This window comes from Candidatus Omnitrophota bacterium (genome assembly GCA_025453395.1).
GTDB lineage: Bacteria > Omnitrophota > Gorgyraeia > Gygaellales > Profunditerraquicolaceae > JAlOQK01.
The window spans coordinates 480,938-496,771 of the sequence record JALOQK010000002.1; the positions used below are offsets into that span (position 1 = coordinate 480,938).

16 protein-coding genes are annotated in these 15,834 nt (G+C 39.5%); all 16 read right to left on the reverse strand.

Annotated features, from left to right (window positions below; genetic code table 11):
- Nucleotides 1-2: 2 nt before the first annotated feature.
- Genes MUF05_03725 through MUF05_03800 form a run of 16 tightly spaced genes read right to left on the reverse strand, consistent with a single transcriptional unit; the run spans nucleotide 3 to nucleotide 15,833 of the window.
- A complete protein-coding gene (locus MUF05_03725) occupies nucleotides 3-1,067 on the reverse strand; it encodes a radical SAM protein (GenBank protein MCU0666188.1) in 1,065 nt (354 codons plus the stop codon).
- Nucleotides 1,068-1,069: 2 nt separating this feature from the next.
- Nucleotides 1,070-1,996: a glycosyltransferase family 9 protein gene (locus MUF05_03730; protein ID MCU0666189.1), complete on the reverse strand. Its 927-nt coding sequence runs from the start codon at nucleotides 1,994-1,996 to the stop codon at nucleotides 1,070-1,072.
- Between the two features lie 37 nt (nucleotides 1,997-2,033).
- Nucleotides 2,034-2,543, reverse strand: coding sequence for a hypothetical protein (locus MUF05_03735; protein MCU0666190.1), 510 nt, complete (start codon nucleotides 2,541-2,543; stop codon nucleotides 2,034-2,036).
- A gap of 4 nt (nucleotides 2,544-2,547) precedes the next feature.
- Entirely contained in the window at nucleotides 2,548-3,045 is a 498-nt protein-coding gene (locus MUF05_03740; GenBank protein ID MCU0666191.1) for a hypothetical protein, read from the reverse strand.
- Complete coding sequence (locus tag MUF05_03745; protein MCU0666192.1) at nucleotides 3,042-4,367, reverse strand: YfhO family protein; 1,326 nt, start codon at nucleotides 4,365-4,367, stop codon at nucleotides 3,042-3,044. The genes MUF05_03740 and MUF05_03745 overlap by 4 nt, the downstream gene beginning before the upstream one ends.
- The gene (locus MUF05_03750; protein MCU0666193.1) at nucleotides 4,360-5,565 is read right to left on the reverse strand and encodes a hypothetical protein; all 1,206 of its coding nucleotides are present in this window, start codon (nucleotides 5,563-5,565) and stop codon (nucleotides 4,360-4,362) included. Before MUF05_03750 ends, MUF05_03745 begins: the two co-directional genes overlap by 8 nt.
- A 12-nt stretch (nucleotides 5,566-5,577) precedes the next feature.
- The gene (locus tag MUF05_03755; GenBank protein MCU0666194.1) at nucleotides 5,578-7,350 is read right to left on the reverse strand and encodes a hypothetical protein; all 1,773 of its coding nucleotides are present in this window, start codon (nucleotides 7,348-7,350) and stop codon (nucleotides 5,578-5,580) included.
- Nucleotides 7,351-7,362: 12 nt separating this feature from the next.
- The gene (locus MUF05_03760; GenBank protein ID MCU0666195.1) at nucleotides 7,363-7,818 is read right to left on the reverse strand and encodes a hypothetical protein; all 456 of its coding nucleotides are present in this window, start codon (nucleotides 7,816-7,818) and stop codon (nucleotides 7,363-7,365) included.
- An 18-nt stretch (nucleotides 7,819-7,836) separates the two neighbouring features.
- The gene (locus MUF05_03765; GenBank protein MCU0666196.1) at nucleotides 7,837-8,277 is read right to left on the reverse strand and encodes a hypothetical protein; all 441 of its coding nucleotides are present in this window, start codon (nucleotides 8,275-8,277) and stop codon (nucleotides 7,837-7,839) included.
- 39 nt (nucleotides 8,278-8,316) lie between these two features.
- A complete protein-coding gene (locus tag MUF05_03770) occupies nucleotides 8,317-9,309 on the reverse strand; it encodes a glycosyltransferase (protein MCU0666197.1) in 993 nt (330 codons plus the stop codon).
- Between the two features lie 6 nt (nucleotides 9,310-9,315).
- Nucleotides 9,316-10,419, reverse strand: a complete 1,104-nt coding sequence (locus MUF05_03775) for a radical SAM protein (GenBank protein MCU0666198.1) — start codon at nucleotides 10,417-10,419, stop codon at nucleotides 9,316-9,318.
- A 10-nt stretch (nucleotides 10,420-10,429) separates the two neighbouring features.
- The gene (locus MUF05_03780; protein ID MCU0666199.1) at nucleotides 10,430-10,774 is read right to left on the reverse strand and encodes a DUF2304 domain-containing protein; all 345 of its coding nucleotides are present in this window, start codon (nucleotides 10,772-10,774) and stop codon (nucleotides 10,430-10,432) included.
- Nucleotides 10,765-11,499 (reverse strand): glycosyltransferase family 2 protein, encoded by a 735-nt coding sequence (locus MUF05_03785; protein ID MCU0666200.1) that lies wholly within the window; start codon nucleotides 11,497-11,499, stop codon nucleotides 10,765-10,767. Before MUF05_03785 ends, MUF05_03780 begins: the two co-directional genes overlap by 10 nt.
- A complete protein-coding gene (locus MUF05_03790; GenBank protein ID MCU0666201.1) occupies nucleotides 11,499-12,719 on the reverse strand; it encodes a S41 family peptidase in 1,221 nt (406 codons plus the stop codon). Before MUF05_03790 ends, MUF05_03785 begins: the two co-directional genes overlap by 1 nt.
- Nucleotides 12,716-14,047, reverse strand: a complete 1,332-nt coding sequence (gene rfbH / locus MUF05_03795; protein MCU0666202.1) for a lipopolysaccharide biosynthesis protein RfbH — start codon at nucleotides 14,045-14,047, stop codon at nucleotides 12,716-12,718. The genes MUF05_03790 and rfbH overlap by 4 nt, the downstream gene beginning before the upstream one ends.
- Entirely contained in the window at nucleotides 14,031-15,833 is a 1,803-nt protein-coding gene (locus MUF05_03800; GenBank protein ID MCU0666203.1) for a thiamine pyrophosphate-binding protein, read from the reverse strand. The genes rfbH and MUF05_03800 overlap by 17 nt, the downstream gene beginning before the upstream one ends.
- Between the last annotated feature and the right edge of the window lies 1 nt (nucleotide 15,834).

Consider the following 15,834-nt stretch of genomic DNA (forward strand, 5'->3'; position numbering starts at 1 on the left):
ATTTAAATAAAATTAACGTGAATGGGGGGATTTTTAAGTTCCCAAAGATAGTTATTTACTTCATCCATGCGGCAGCACAAACGGCAATTATGCATATCCCACGAATTTTTCATCAACTTCTCTAATTTCCTTCTTTGAGCAGATTTCCAAATCTGCTCAAAAGAGCCTTTATAAATATTCCCGTAACAAAAACGTTTATCGGAAATAAAAGCGCTGCAGGCATAAAGATCGCCATTTGAAACAAGATGCGCCCAGAATGGCAGCGCAAGGCACTTTTTATAATTTCTTTCCTGGTTTAACTTTGCCATAGTATTGGCTCGAAAAATAACCTTAAATCGATCATCTGAAAAAGTGTCAAGTTTATCTTCAAGCTCACGCATTTTATTATAGGAAATAGTCTTGGACAAGCGATTAATGCTCTTGGGATGTTGTGAATACGGCTTAACAACCAGATAATCCGCGCCTAAGCCCTTTACAAGCTTTGCCATTTTAAGAACTTCTTTATTATTTTCCTTAATAAGTAGAAACTGCACTCCGATGACACAAGAATATTGATGTTTTCTCTTAACAGATACCGCGTTTTTAATATTGGCTACTATTTTATAAAAGCTTTCTTTTGTGTTTCCATGGATGCGCGCGTAATTATTAGCTGTCGCAGCGTTAAAACTAATCCTCAGCCAGCTTAAATACGGCAAGATAGATGAGGCTATCTTGCCGCTTAAAAGCGTGCCGTTTGTGGTTAAGGCAACATCTAAGAGCTTTTCTCTAGCATGCCTGATTATGCTTACCAGGCCAGGATGCAAAAGCGGCTCGCCCTCGCCAGAGAATAAAATACTTTTCAATCCGGACCTGGAAACTTCAGATATAAACTTCTTTAAAACTTTCTCCGATAGGTACTGCGGCTTATAATTTAAATAATCAAAGGCGCAAAAGATACAGCGGTTATTACAGGCCCCGGTCAAGGAAATCTCCATATATAAAGGAGAGATGTCTTTTCCTTCAAGCCATTGATTCACCCGTCCGACATGATAAATTAATTTATGCGAATCAATACGGTATTTATCCATTATTATTTCTTGAGGATCTTTTTTACTTCCTCGAACGCCTGTTTAGGGGTTATAAAATACATGCAGTTTTTCTTTTGATGGCATTCTCTCTGTAAACAGGGGACACAAGAATAGCCTGTTTCAGGCGTAATAATTTTGCCCAAATCATACAGATAAACCTCAGAAGAAGAGCTGGGGCCAAAGAATGCGATAATCTTTTTCTTTAAAGCAATCGCCAGATGCATCCCTAAGCTGTCATTTGTAATAATCATCTTACAGGAATTAATCCAATCCATATATTCATAAAGATTATTAAGCCCCTTTTGCCGGGTAACAGAATATTTCCCCTTAAGCATTTCTTCCAGGCTATCCCAATATTGCGCTGGCCAGCTTTTATTCCTCCACTTATCTCCTACCGCCCAGTTAAAGCCAATATCGTAAATTACTTTATTAGAAGGCTTATAGCCAAGCACATATTCTTCTTTATTCCATTTTTGGTCAATCATTTCAGCTAATGCTTCCTGCCAATAACGTATGTTTTTCTTTTTTTTATCATCATCAAGGCACAAGGCAAGCACCTTCTCTGCCCCATCATAGCTCTGGGCTTTGCCCTCATATTCATCAAAGCGAAAACCAAATCTCCTCCAGGCGCTAATAGAATCTGCCAAAGCGCAAATCCCGGGGACCTTCTCAAGATTAATTACAGTGTCGAACCTCTCCCTTTGAAGCTGCAAGACATTCTCCAGATTATAAGTCATGATCCTTTTGATGCAAGAATTACCCTCTAAAAGTTGGCGCGCCTTTTCATCAACCAGCCAGCTTATATGGTCATTCTTAAAAAAATTAAGTATGACAGTGGTGCGGATAACATCTCCTAAACTTGTGGTAGTGGAAGTCTCTTTATCCAACGTCTCCGAATAGCCCAGTTTTATAATAAGCACCTTGCCCATATCTTCTCCTTAAGTTAGATATCGAAAGTATATTATATCAGATATCATACTTTTCTGAATCAAAATTCAACACGGCGCTCCAGAATTTAGAAAAAAGCGCTGCCCAATAAAGTAACCCGCCGTTTAGCTTATACTTGCCATCTTGAAGCCTGACTGCCTTAATTTTAAGCAAACGCTGAAGCCTTATATCCAGCATCAAATCCGCGGAGTAAATATTTTTTAGTTGATCAAAAGTCAAAGCATCAGGGCTTTCTTTTATTTCATAGAGGATGCGGATGCGCCGCGCAGTTTCGCTCATGTTAAAAATATGAAAATACGCGTGCCCCAAAGAAAAATAAACAAGCCCCATATATAGAATATACAAAGCGCTTAATTCTGCTTTGGCGAAAAATACGCCCAGCAGTAAAACTATCGGAAAGGCAGAAAACACAGCTAAAATAGCCGCCATTTGCGCTGAAGCAATAATTTTACTCAAGTATCTGGAAAATGCCGCGTGCAGCAGGATAATTAACAAAGGGATGCTCAAAATAATACCTATTAAGCCCATTTTCTTAACCCTTTCCCTGTTCTAAACCTAAAATAACTCGCAAGGCAACAAAAAAGCTCAAAAAGACCCTGCCCCGCAAAGTAATATTTATTTTACCATGGCAAGTTCTTAAAAAACCTTCTTGCACTAAATCGTCAAAGCGTTCTTGCAATAAATCTTTGGTGTTAAAGTATTTTTTTAGCTCTTGCGCCGAACATCCAGAATAAGAAAATTTACTGATTATCAAGATCAATTTAAGCGTCGGAGATACAGCTTGAGCTGCCGGGTAGAAAAGCACGTAGGAAAAAGAAAACGAATATGCCAGAGCTAAAGATAACCAGAAATCCCGTAAAGGGAAAAACTGCATAAGACAGGTAAGCCCCAAAAGCGGAAAGACTAAAAACAAAGATACAAGCGCCTGAATCTGGGCTTTGGGCCGTTTTATCCTCCACCAGATTACATGCGCAAGCAAGCTAATCAAGAAACAAAATACGCCCGAAATTAAAACATCCAATGTGATCATGGCCTTTTGAATATAAGAAAAACTACACAGGCTAACACGGTAATATAATAAATCCACAACGAAAACCTGTAGAATAACGGGTTATAAATAAATTCCACCTTATGTTTTCCGGCTTGCACCTTAAGCGCCTTAAAGCAAGCGTTGGCCCTTAAAACTTTAGTTTCTTTGCCGTCTATCTTAGCCTGCCAATACTGGTCATAGCCATCACTAAAATAAATATACCCGTTCTTCGGGGCAGAACAATTAAATTTAAGGTAATTTGGACCATAAGCTTCTATCTGGTAGGAAAAACCCGAAAGATCGCTATCGGGCCCTATTATCCCTTGGGATAGGCCTTTTAAATACTCCTCGGCATCTTTTAAATCCAAACTCTCAAAAAACCTTATAACCGCAGCAGTAATCCCGGCATCTTGTCTTATTTTATCATAAGTGGCATTTAAATCTGATCTGGCCAAAGAAACCATGTAAATATCTGCCATGCGGCTAAAATATTTTAAACGCACAAAAGTGCTTACATTATCAAGCCGATACCGCTGCCAAAGATTTAGAAAATAATCTTTGGCGCTTAAATTCAAATACAGGTATTTATAAATCTCCTTCTGCTGGGCGCTTTTCAGGATAAGTTCTTGCGTAACAGACACAGCGCTTAAAAGCTCCTGCGGGACAAAAGCCTGATCTATTTGCTTGTAGGCCTTCTCTATACCTTGGCGTATTTTCTGTATATCCGCCTCAGGAACCAGATGCACTACATAGTAATTACTTTGAAGAAGTATATCCGCCAATAATATACTATAAAAATCAAGATATGCCTTTTTATCAAAGGCCGCCCATTTAGGATAATCCGTATTAGCTAAAATTAAGAATGAAAGGATGTTCCCGGATTTTAAATAATTGGAAAGCGGGTAAGCCCCTCTTCTTATCTTATCAAGCATCTCTGCAGGATTAGAACGGATAAACCCCTGAGGCAGCAAAATATCAAAGGTGTTAGCATCAAAGGCGGCAAGAGTGTTATAAACAGCTGCCGCGAAATAACGAAACCTGGCCTCTCCATTAACCTTTTCTAAACGAAACTCAGGCAACGATACTTTATATGCGCGATCAACGAACGGGATAAGTGTCTTGTTTTCTAAAGTAACCTGCGGGATAATCTGACCGGCAAAGAAAAATAAATCTAAAGCCGCTGACACAATTAATACCCATACAGAAGCTGCCCTTTTGTTTTTCTTTATGAAATAAAAGACCAAAGCTATGGATACAGCTGTAAAAATGAAAATACAAACCGCATAGATAAAATTATAAAAATATAGGTTTTCGTCAGGCATCTTTATTTTGGTTCAGCCTCTGGATTAAATCATCCGCCCCCTGCGAACAAAAATAAACAAGGACAAAGATTACAAATGGCTGGAAGATTTCCATATTACGGGCGTAAATAAGAAATGGCAGCAATAGATACTTTACCCACCCTAAATACTGCTGCAAATTAATCGACACAAGCACCAAGGCCATGAGCACAAAAATGAAATTAAATCTAAATTTATGCCTTGAAGAAACCATCCCCCATACCGACAACAACAATGGAATAATACCGATATAAAAAGCGCACTCGGAGAAATATTGCTTGCAGTTTAGGCTGTTCCAGAATTTAGCGGCTACCCCCGGGAAAAATAGCCCCAGATAATCCGCCGGCATAATTGGAACAGAAGTCCCCTGGTACATCTGGCGCATGATTGCGATATTTTTATCTTTCTCAATAAAAACAGCAAGAGTATGCAAAAATAGGCCTGAAATCACCAAGACGCCAATAAGAAATATTCTTCTATTCTTTCTATCCTTTATTAGGCTAAGCAAGTAGGCTTTTCTATTAAACAAAAGGCTTAAAAAGAAAAATTGCATAAAAGTTAACACATAGGCGCCCTGATAGCTGTTAAGCGATAGCCCTAAGAAAAAACAAAAACCAACCATATTATATATGTTAAATTTATCCTCCAATAAACGCATAAGAAACCACATGCCCCAAGCTGTCCAGGCAAAAGTAACAAAAACGCCCGACTGCCTAAAGCTTACAAAGGTAAAAGTAGAGAAAATAAAAACAAAAAAAGCAAAAAGCCCAGACAGCGTATACTTACTTACTTTGCGCATAGCAAAATAAACCCCAAGGGCATAGAGAAATATCTTTGTAAGAAAATCAAGATGATACAGGGAAAAAAGCGAAAGATTAAAAAACTTGAAAATAAAAACAAGCGGGAAAGTAGTTATTTCCAAAAGGCGCAAGATCCCGATATTATAATAAAATGGCCCTCCGCAGTAATTATAAATATCCCAATAAGGAAAAACCCCGTTCATTAGGCAATTATAGAAATAATGCGCGCCTCCAAATTGCCACATTGTGTCATGCGAAAAGGTGCGCTTGAAACAGACAAAAACAATCAATACAAAAATAAAATACAGAAAGCAAATGCAGCCCAAAAGCAACAATTCCTGTCTGTTTATCTTGGCCTTATTGAGAGAAAAAACATCCATCACCAAAACCTCTTATCCTCTGGTTATGCGCCTGAAGATATAAAAATCTCCAAAATTCTTTTCCAAAATAAAATATTTTCCTATTAAATTGAAGATTTCCTCATCTGCGATTATCTTAGAAGAAATCTTGTCAGCCACAAAATATTCTACTGGCGATTGCGACAAGAAAACGAGAAGCAACATTCTGTCTGAAGCCTGAAAGATCTTTTCGGGAGGAATATTTTGGGCGATTTTAATGCCTTTACGGTAAACAAGATAATATTCTATATCCTGGCGTAATACTGTAACTGAACCATCTTGAATTCTTGAAGAAAGATATTCCACGGTCTTGCCAAGGCCTTTCTCGCCATAATTAAGCCATATCTCAAAAGTAAGGTAATCCGCCTTAGCCTGATTCAAAGAAAGAGCAATGTTTATTGGAAAAATCAATAAAACAGATGTTAAGGCAAAACCAGGCATCCAATCTTTGATTTTTAAGAAAAGGCTTATTAGGATAAAGGCAAACCCTAGAGGCAGATAGTAATACCATAAAAAGTGCCCGTTAAGGTATTTATAAAGCGGCCCCCAAAGCCCGAGAAGATAATCTCCCAGCGTATAGTAATGAGCAGTAAAAATTATGAGAACCAAACTTAAAACACAAGCCTGCAAAGCCGAAACAGTAAAAGCCTTTCCGGTTGCTTCTTCTTTTTTCTCTATCGCCCATATTGCTGTCCAGGCAACAAGGATAAGCAAGAGGTTATACGCCGGATAATGGTATTTGAGCATATCAATCGTGGGCCGAAAAAGCTGGAATGGAACCCACATGGATAAAGCGCAAACAAAAATAAAATCCACTGTTTCAGCCTTTCGCGTTAAGAAAAAGTTTTTCACGCGGGTATAAACAAAAATTGCTCCGGCTGTAAAAAACGCAGCTGAAACCCAATAGATATGCCAACGCAGACCATAAAAGAATCTCTCCCATAATTGAGAAAAATAATTTGGCGTAAATGCCTGCTTGCTTTTGTTAATAAGCGTAAATTTTATAAACCCTAAAACATCTGTTCCAGTAAAGAAACAGTATAGCCACCACCCAAGCCAGAAAATAATAAAACCCGTTATGCCCACTAACAATAAATCCAATAACATCTTCTTAAATTCGCAGGATAAAATACGGTAAACAATGATCCCGCATAAAAGAAAGCTGGGAGCCAATTCTTTTGACCACAGGCACAAAGAAAATAAAACCGCCAGCTTCAAACGGCTTTTTATGCCGCTTTTCTTATCCAAATCCCCCTTCATTTCAAAATCTATGAAAAAATACAGAAAAAGAAGAATCGTAGAAGCTAGTATGTTGTTATCGGCATTGATAACCACAGAATGCTGGACTAATAAGGGATTAACAAGGTATAGGCCCGTTAAGATTGCCAAGCCTGTTCTTTGCAGGTATTTTTTCTTGTCAGAAAGAAGCTTAAATAGTATTAGCGCTGATAAAAATAGCGACAGGAGAAAATGGAAAACTCCATACAGGCGCAAAGGCAGCTCTGCGGGGCCAAAGACCTTTTGGACAAGGGCATGGGTAAAAGTGTATAGAAGCGGATGCGTCACCGGCATGTTGCCTTCGGCCACAGGAAGGAATGTTTTAGGGCCAATGCGGCTGAATTTAAGGCCCATAGTGGCTTCTTCAGCTTCATCCAGATGAAAAGGCTGGCGCACAGCGTTACGGAAGGCTAAGTACGAGGAAACAATAATAATCCCTGCCGCTAAAACAAAACACGCTCGTTTAATGAAAAGATTAATCGCGGGCATAAGCTTTAAGGCCTACTTTATCAAACGATATGCCTTAAGCCTGTCTAAAACCGCCAGGCGATATGTTTCTATGGCAGCGTTGTCTGTTTGCTTCTTAGCCATATCCACAATACGTAAAGCAAAATAAATCGGGATAGGCATATTTTCCGCAATCTGATAGAATCTATTCACGTAAACCGAATACTCGCTAAAAGAAGCATTATTCCCCAATATCGGCGAACCTGTTAAAGCGCTGGCCTCTGCGACTTCTTTCAAGAGAATCTCTCTAATAATTTCCCTGCGCGAATCATCTATTTTATAATTATCGATTGCTCGCCAATCAAAACCATCAGAAAACTTAAATTCCGGAGTGTATGCGATGTTCTGTGATTTCTTACCCAAAGAAGCAAGAATAATGGCTATAAATATAATTAACACTATCCCCACGGAAGAAATAATAACCGTCTTCTTATCAAGCGCCTTATCCATAGAATTATCCCTTTCTATTTATTCCCCCTGGCCGATTATGCCTACACTTTTTAATTTATCAGTGATCATTTTATAATACCCCTGTATATCCGTGTCTGTCCCGCCGTTTTTAACTATCTCGGCCACATGTAAAGCATAAAACAATGGCAAATCCCTGTTAGAAGGCTTGCTATAATAGATATCAACTATTTCAGGAAAATTGTAAATAAAAGTATTGTAGGCCATTAAAAAATCTGTGGCATTGGGATTTAAGGCTAAAACCGGAGCCCCATTAAAAAGACTTGTCTCGTAGGCAGATTTTAAAAAGACCATCTTTAGCTTCTTCTCCTCTGTCTTAGACAGCCCCAGCGCCCCTAAAGCATTCCAGTCATTTCCATCAAAGAAACGATACTGGCAAAATGCTGGCTTAATTACCAATAAAGATGCCATTAACAATAAGGCTAGCGTTATTTTCTTCATACTCGCGGCTCCTTTTCTATTAATAATTATATAATTATTTTATCGCTTATTAATCCGATAGTCCACTACTATTCTGCTTAAAAGCGCCGAAGCTAACCCCAAGCCCCTAGCAAAAGACCTAAACAAAGACAGGATTATAAATAGCAGATACTTAAGATTACGGCACCTAATTGCCATAATAACCCCAACCTGAAGATGCAAAAATATCTGCGCAGCAAACAAGGCAAACCAAATATTGCGCAGATCATGAAAAAATAAGAATGGAAAAGTAATAATCAGCGCCAAAGCCAAAACCGGCTGGGCATAATCTAAGAGGCCGCTATAGTCATCACCCATGGACATCTGGGGATGCTCCAAATACAATTTTACCCTCCAAAACCCATGCCAGAATTGAGTGCGCAAGTATTTAATGGGATTCTCCGGATGATAATGGCAGACTTTAACATTCTTATCAAAGATAAGCGCATAACCTTTTTTAATGATTTTATAAGATAAATCATTGTCTTCGCCGCTTGCCATGGGATACTGCTGGTTAAATCCTCCTGTTTCTTCTAAAATTATTTTTCTGGCAGAAAAGTTATACGACCCCAAGGCCTTAACCCTTAAAGGCATCTTGGCATGACGCAGCATTATCTCTTCATGAATTAGGCTGGCTAAAAGGTTTTGTGGATTGGCGATATCGTAAGAACCTCCTGCGCAGGCAACTTGCGCATCTTCATAGTATTTCACAAGATTTTTTACCCAAGCTAAGCTAGGCAGGCAATCAGAATCGGTAAAGAAAACTATTTCTCCTTTGGCGCTTTTCCATCCGGTGTTACGCGCCGCTGCCGGTCCGGCGTTATCCTGATAGATATACTTAATGCCTGTTTTATCAAGAAACTCGCCAGTCTTATCAGTTGACCCATCATCAACCACGATTATCTCTATTGCCTCACTGGGATAATCCTGAGAAAGGCAGGCCTTAATAGACTGTTTTAGGGTCTTAAAAGAATTAAAAGAAGGAATAACTATAGAAATTAATTTTTCTTTCATTGATCATTACGTATGAGCAAGCTGCTCTTGGCCCATAAAATGCCAAGGCTGAAGAATAAGTTCCCCGGAAGATTCTTTGATGCCGCGGTCACCATAATAAGAAGCGTAATTCTTCCAGATCCCCCCGCAAATAAAACCATACCGGCATCTCTTACACTGCGGGAACTTATGTTTATGCAGAAAACTATGCGCCTGCAGTATCGCAGCAGATTTAAAATGTTCCATGCCCCAGGAAAGCCATTTTTCTTTCTCTGGCAGCAACATCATGCCTAGGCCTACTGCCCCAACCCATTTTAGCCGGTTTTCCCTGATAAAGGAACGCAAATAATAATTCCATTCATCGTGATCATAATGCACCTGATGCACATTCTGCACGTGTTTTTCATAACCGGCCATCTGACAAAAAGGGATATAGCGAAAGGTAAGTTTATTAAAAAACGGCCCAAAATCATCCGCGATTCTTTTAAGCTTATCGGAAACATCCGCATAGCAGATAAAATTCTTCTTATCTGAAAACTTAGCCTGTTCAATAGGGTTAAAAAGTATAAAATTAACTATTTTTACCCCCAAGTCCTTAAATAGCTTTGCCCGCTGATATACATCAGAAAAATTCTCTCCGTTAACCACAGAATTACAGCGCACTTTTACCGATAAACCTAAAAGATTTTCTATGGCTTTGTTTAAAAGTTTATAGCTTCCGGGCATACCGGTGACCTTATCATGAACATCGCTGGTAGAGCCATGCAGAGAAAAAAGAAAATCCTCCACCTTATTCTCAACTAAGCGTCGAGCAAAAGACCTATCTGACAGCAATATCCCGTTTGTTATCAAAGATATTTTCTTAAAACCTTTATCTCTTGCGAAAGATACAAGCTCTAGAAAATCCTTGCGGATAGTAGGCTCTCCTCCGGTAAACTCTAAAACCTGCATCTTCTTGGCGGCATAGTAAGAAATAAGATTTTTGCATCGCAGGGTAGACAAATCTTTATTTTTATTCTTAGACTTCACATCATTAAGATAATAACAAAATGAGCACTTAAGATTGCAAGAATAACCGGTGTTTATATCTATCCTTTTGGTAAGCTTAGGCGGCGGCAGTTGATTTTTCATATTATAAAAATTATTTCTTCTTCAGCCTAGAAAGCTCTTCTTTTAAAATGCCTATTTCCTGAGCAAGTTTTTCCGTGCGGCTATTCTGCTGGCAGATATAACCAGTTAAGAACAAACTCAACAAAACTACAAATATTCCGATCACAAAAAATATAAAATTACTGGGAAGCTTGAAACCCAGCTTTTCCGCCAAAGAAAACAAGAAATTCTCATAGGCAGCTAAAACAATCGCTGTTGATGACAATACAAGCCACATAAGCGCGTATTTAAAAGTTATTTTCTCCCTGCGGATAAGCTCAATAACTAACAATAAGAATACAACCGATACGCTTATGGCGAATATCTTTATTTGCATACCTTATAGCTCCTTTTCTTAAGAAGACATAGAATAACCGCTAATGTTACCTTAAACATGTAATAACCGGATTTCAAAAACCTTATTGAAGAAACGCCTGACTGACGCGGATGCATTCTAACTGGAACTTCTTTTATCTTGGCATTATAGCAACGGGCGATAACTATTCCTTCGGGCTCCGGAAAATCAATCGGGTAACAGCAAGAAAACAAGGCGATCAACTTTTTTCCTGTGGCGCGAAAACCCGATGTCGGATCAGTGGTTTTCTGTCCGGTCAACAAGCTTATCAAGCAAGAAAAAAACTTAATGCCCACTCGCCTTAAGAAAGAAGACTTATAATAGGCGTCTTTTGCCAGAAATCTGCTGCCTACGCAAAGATCTACATTTTCTTTCAGAACCGGATCAAGTATGTCCTTTATAAAACTGGCATCGTGCTGGCCATCGGCATCAAATTGCACAACAGCATCATATCCATTAAGATGGGCATACTTAAAGCCGGTTTGCACTGCCCCGCCTATACCCAAATTAAAAGGAAGCCTTATAACTGAAGCTGCTGTATCTTCAGCTAATTGCGCAGTATTATCAAATGAGCCGTCATCTACCACTAAAATATCCACATCAAGCATCGCACTTTTAATGCCGGAAACAACTTTCAGGATGTTTCCTGACTCATTCAAAGCCGGAATAATAACCAAGGTCTTAACGGCCGCCGCCCCAGGCTGCATTATGCGCCTCCAACCAGAGCCTGTGTTGCCTGCTCTATAAGGCCTGTATCCGGTGCAGCCATATCGGGTTTTAAGCCATCAAAATCAATGGGGTTACCGTTGAAAAGATACCCCTTGCCTACGGTTAACTCAATAACCGCGCCATCGGGAAGGTCAAACAAACTCTTTAAGAAAACCTGTCCCGCGGTATTATCCCCCAATACCTTTGCCTTATTATAAGCCTGCATAAAACCCGCGAAGATCTCGGCGGCGCTTCCGGTGCCCTTATTAGTTAAAATTATAACCTGTCCGTTAAATTTTACTTTTGACTCTGGCGTGATCAATCCTGACGGCGCCTGGTTTCTTCTTAAATAATAAAAAAGCTTATCCTGCGCATTAAGGAAAATACCGGATATATCCCAGGCCGCCAAAGGCGGGCCTCCGCCATTATTACGCAAGTCAATAATAAGCTTATTTACAGACTGGCTGTTTAAAGACTGCACCGCCTCGCGCATCTCATTGCCGGTTTGCTCATTGAAAAATCTAATCTGCAGACAAACAACCTGCGGATTTGAGGTTGGAACAAAAAATACCGACTGCTTAAAATACTGGGTACTAACCAATATTACCGTATAGGTACTTGCCTTAATAGGCGAAAAAATCTCCAAATTTAACTCTTTGCCTAAAGCAAGAGAAAATAACTTGCTTACATCCTGTTCAGGGATCTCAGAAACCGGTTTACCGTCTATCTTTACAACTTCATCGTTTACCTGAACGCCTTTTACCTTGGCATCAGAACGCGGCTCTACCTGGGTTATAACAAAACGGCCATCCTTAACATGCCCTTCAAGGCCGACATCACCGGCTGAACCTAATAGCGAATCCTTAAATTGTTTGGCAATATTAGGCGGGACAAAAGTAGTAAAACTATCCTTGGGATCTTTTAGGCGTGAAATCAATATTCCGGTTGCCACATGCTTAATGGCATCATCAACTTTGGTTTTATCTTTTACCTGCGGAATAAAAATTCTTTCTTTGAATTCTTTTACATACTGTTCGAAATTTGCTGGGTTTACTTCAAGATAGTAATTCTGCTGCATAATATCATAGGCGGCTTTCAAGTATTTTATATACTGATTGTATGTGTCTTCCACTTTTCTTTTTTGGATCATCTTATTAATCGTATAGCCTGCGATTGCTAAAGACATTAACAAGACCCCTAAAGCTATTAATTTATTCATTCTCTCCCCTTGGTTTGTGCAATGAAATCAATAAAACAGCGCTTAATATAATCCAGCATTTTCTCATTTATCCCGGGATACACGCCTATCCAAAACAAATTATTCATTGCTATATCCGTATTCTCAAGATTCCCCGCCAGTCTATGTTTAATATTCTGGTAAGCTGGTTGGCGCAGGATATTCCCGCAAAAAAGCATCCGCGTAGAAATAAGCCTGTCTTCCAAGAACTTTACCATTGCATCACGATTAAAACCTGCCTCTTGCCTTACTAACAGAGGAAAACCAAACCAACTCGGCAAAGAACAGGCCTGTGCCTTAGGCAAAATAAAACAATCTTCGTATTTCTTAAAAAACGCGAACAACCGATTAAAATTATTCCTGCGCCTAATAATAAAATCATTCAACTTCTCAAGCTGCGCCAAGCCCACAGCCGCCTGCATGTCAGTAATTTTCATATTGTACCCGATATGTGAATATATATACTTGTGATCATAGCCAAAAGGCAGCCTGCCCATCTTAAGAGAAAACCTTTTTTTACAAGTGCCATCTTTACCGGTATCGCACCAACAGTCCCTTCCCCAATCGCGCAAAGATAATAATGCCTTTTTTAATACAGGGTTGTTTGTAATAACAGCCCCTCCTTCTCCGGTAGTAATCTGATGAGAAGGATAAAAACTAAAAGTAGCTATATCAGAAAACGATCCGGTCATTTTATTATTATACTTTGAACCTAAAGCATCGCAAGAATCTTCGACAAACCATAAGTTATATTTATTCGCTATCCTTTTGACTTCTTTAATATTAAAAGGATTGCCCAAGGTATGCGCTAAAAAGATCGCCTTGGTCTTAGGGGAAATTGCCCTTTCAATTTTGGCCCAATCAATATTATATGTGCCTAATTCTATATCCACAAAAACCGGGACAAGATTATTTTGTATAATAGCGTTTACAGTTGTGGGAAAACAGCAGGCAGTTGTTATAACTTCATCGCCTCTATTAAGCCTGCGCTTACCCAACAGAAAAGATGTTAACGCGCTAATTGCCAAAAGATTTGCTGAAGAACCGGAATTTACCAGCATACAATTATCCGCCCCGATGAACCGAGAAAATTTGCGCTCAAATGCTTCGGCGTATCTGCCTGCAGTAAGCCAGAAATCCAAAGAGGAATCAACTAAATTGATAAGCTCTTTTTCATCATAAACCCTTTTCCCGTAAGGGACCCTGGTTTTCCCAGGGACAAATTCTTCACTCTTTAGATTTCTAAAGTAGAAATCTTTTACCGCGGATAAGACATTCTTTCTTGATTTGCTATTATTCCCGCGCATCATAGATATTCCCTTCCAGCTCTTTTTTTGATAAAAATGGCGCCATGTTTTCCAAAGAAGAGGAAACGATGCTTCCGTCGCTGTTCTTGACGGAAGAAACCTTTGGGGCAAAAGGCTGTTTGTCTGAAACCGCCACTTCGCACACAAACGCTTTCTTAGAGGATAAAATATCCTTTATCTTGCGCGCCATATCCTTATGGCTATTAATACGCTCAGTAGCTAAGCCATACGCCTTGGCCACCTTTAGAATATCAGGACAAGATACCCCGCTTTCCTTGCTTGAACCTACATAACGGCTGTTAAAAAAATTATCTTGCGTCTGGCGTATGGAAATATAGCCATTGTTATTTAAAACAAAAACCTTGACTGGCAATTTATAATGGACTAAAGTTTGCAATTCTTGGATGTTCATCTGCAGGCTTCCGTCTCCCGCTAAACATACAACCGGAGTTTTCCCTAAGGAAATACTCGCCCCAATACTGGCTGGTAAATCATAGCCCATAGAAGCGCATCCGGAATTCGAAACAAACCTTTGTTTGCCGCTTACTATTCCGGCCTGATAGCAAACAACCGAAGCAGTGCCGTTACCCGTAACCAGAACATCATTGTTGCCTAGATTCGCCGTCAAATCCTGAATAAAGCAATATGGGTTTACCGGTTTATCTTTACAGCGATAGTCCTTCATAACTACAGGATACATCTTCCGCCTGTCTTTAGCCCAAGACAGCCAAGATGACCAATCCGGCAATAAAACTTTGGAAATCTGCTTTTTTAATTCCACCAGAAAACATCCCGCGTCGGCGCAAATTGTTAAATCCGCTTTAACTGTGGGCTTTTTTAATTCTGCGCTATCTATATCGACAAAGATTTTCTTTGACCTCTTGGCAAAACATCCCCAGTTATAGCCTGTCTGACGAATATTATTGCGCGTTCCGACAGAAATCAAAAGATCCGCATTTTGCAAAACAAAATTACCGAATCTGGTCCCGATAGTGCCGGGCCTGCCGGCATAAAAGGCATTTTTTTCTGGCAACAGATCAACTGCGCAAAGGCTTGTTAAAACTGGAATTCTTAATTTGTTAATGACACTGTTAAAAATTCCCCGAGAACCGCTTATTTTAATCCCTTGTCCGGCCAATATAACAGGGGATTTTGCAGCCATTAGCATCTCTACAAGCTTAGCTACCTGTTTTTTTAACAAAGAACCGGAAGTTTTCTTGGGCGGCTTAAAACTTTTTAACTTATCTGTATCGATTAATGCGGACTGCACATCAAGAGGTATATCCAGCCACACCGGTCCCGGACGTGCTTCTTGCGCTAAATACAATGCCTTTTGCAAATGATAACGTATGCTATGGGGGTCTTTTATTAAAAACGCGTATTTAGTTATCGGCTTTACTATATCGATAATATTTATTTCCTGATCTCCCAGCTGACGCAACTTCAATTCGGGGCAAGAGGCTATTGTGGTAGAAAACTTGACCTGCCCGGATATATAAACACAACTTACAGAGTCTAACCACTGCCCAATTACCCCGGTAATAGTATTTGTCCCACCTGGTCCGCTAGTCACCAATACTAAAGGCATTTTACCGGAAGCTCGCTTATATCCTTCAGCGGCCATGCTAGCTGCCTGCTCATGGTGGAAACAATAATATTTAAGCTTATGATTTCTTCCCACAGAATCCACAAGATGCATTGCCCCGCCGCCGGAAACCATAAAAACATCTTTTATCCGTTTACTGGATAAATAATCAAAAATATAGTCGCTTAATTTTACTTTGGGCATA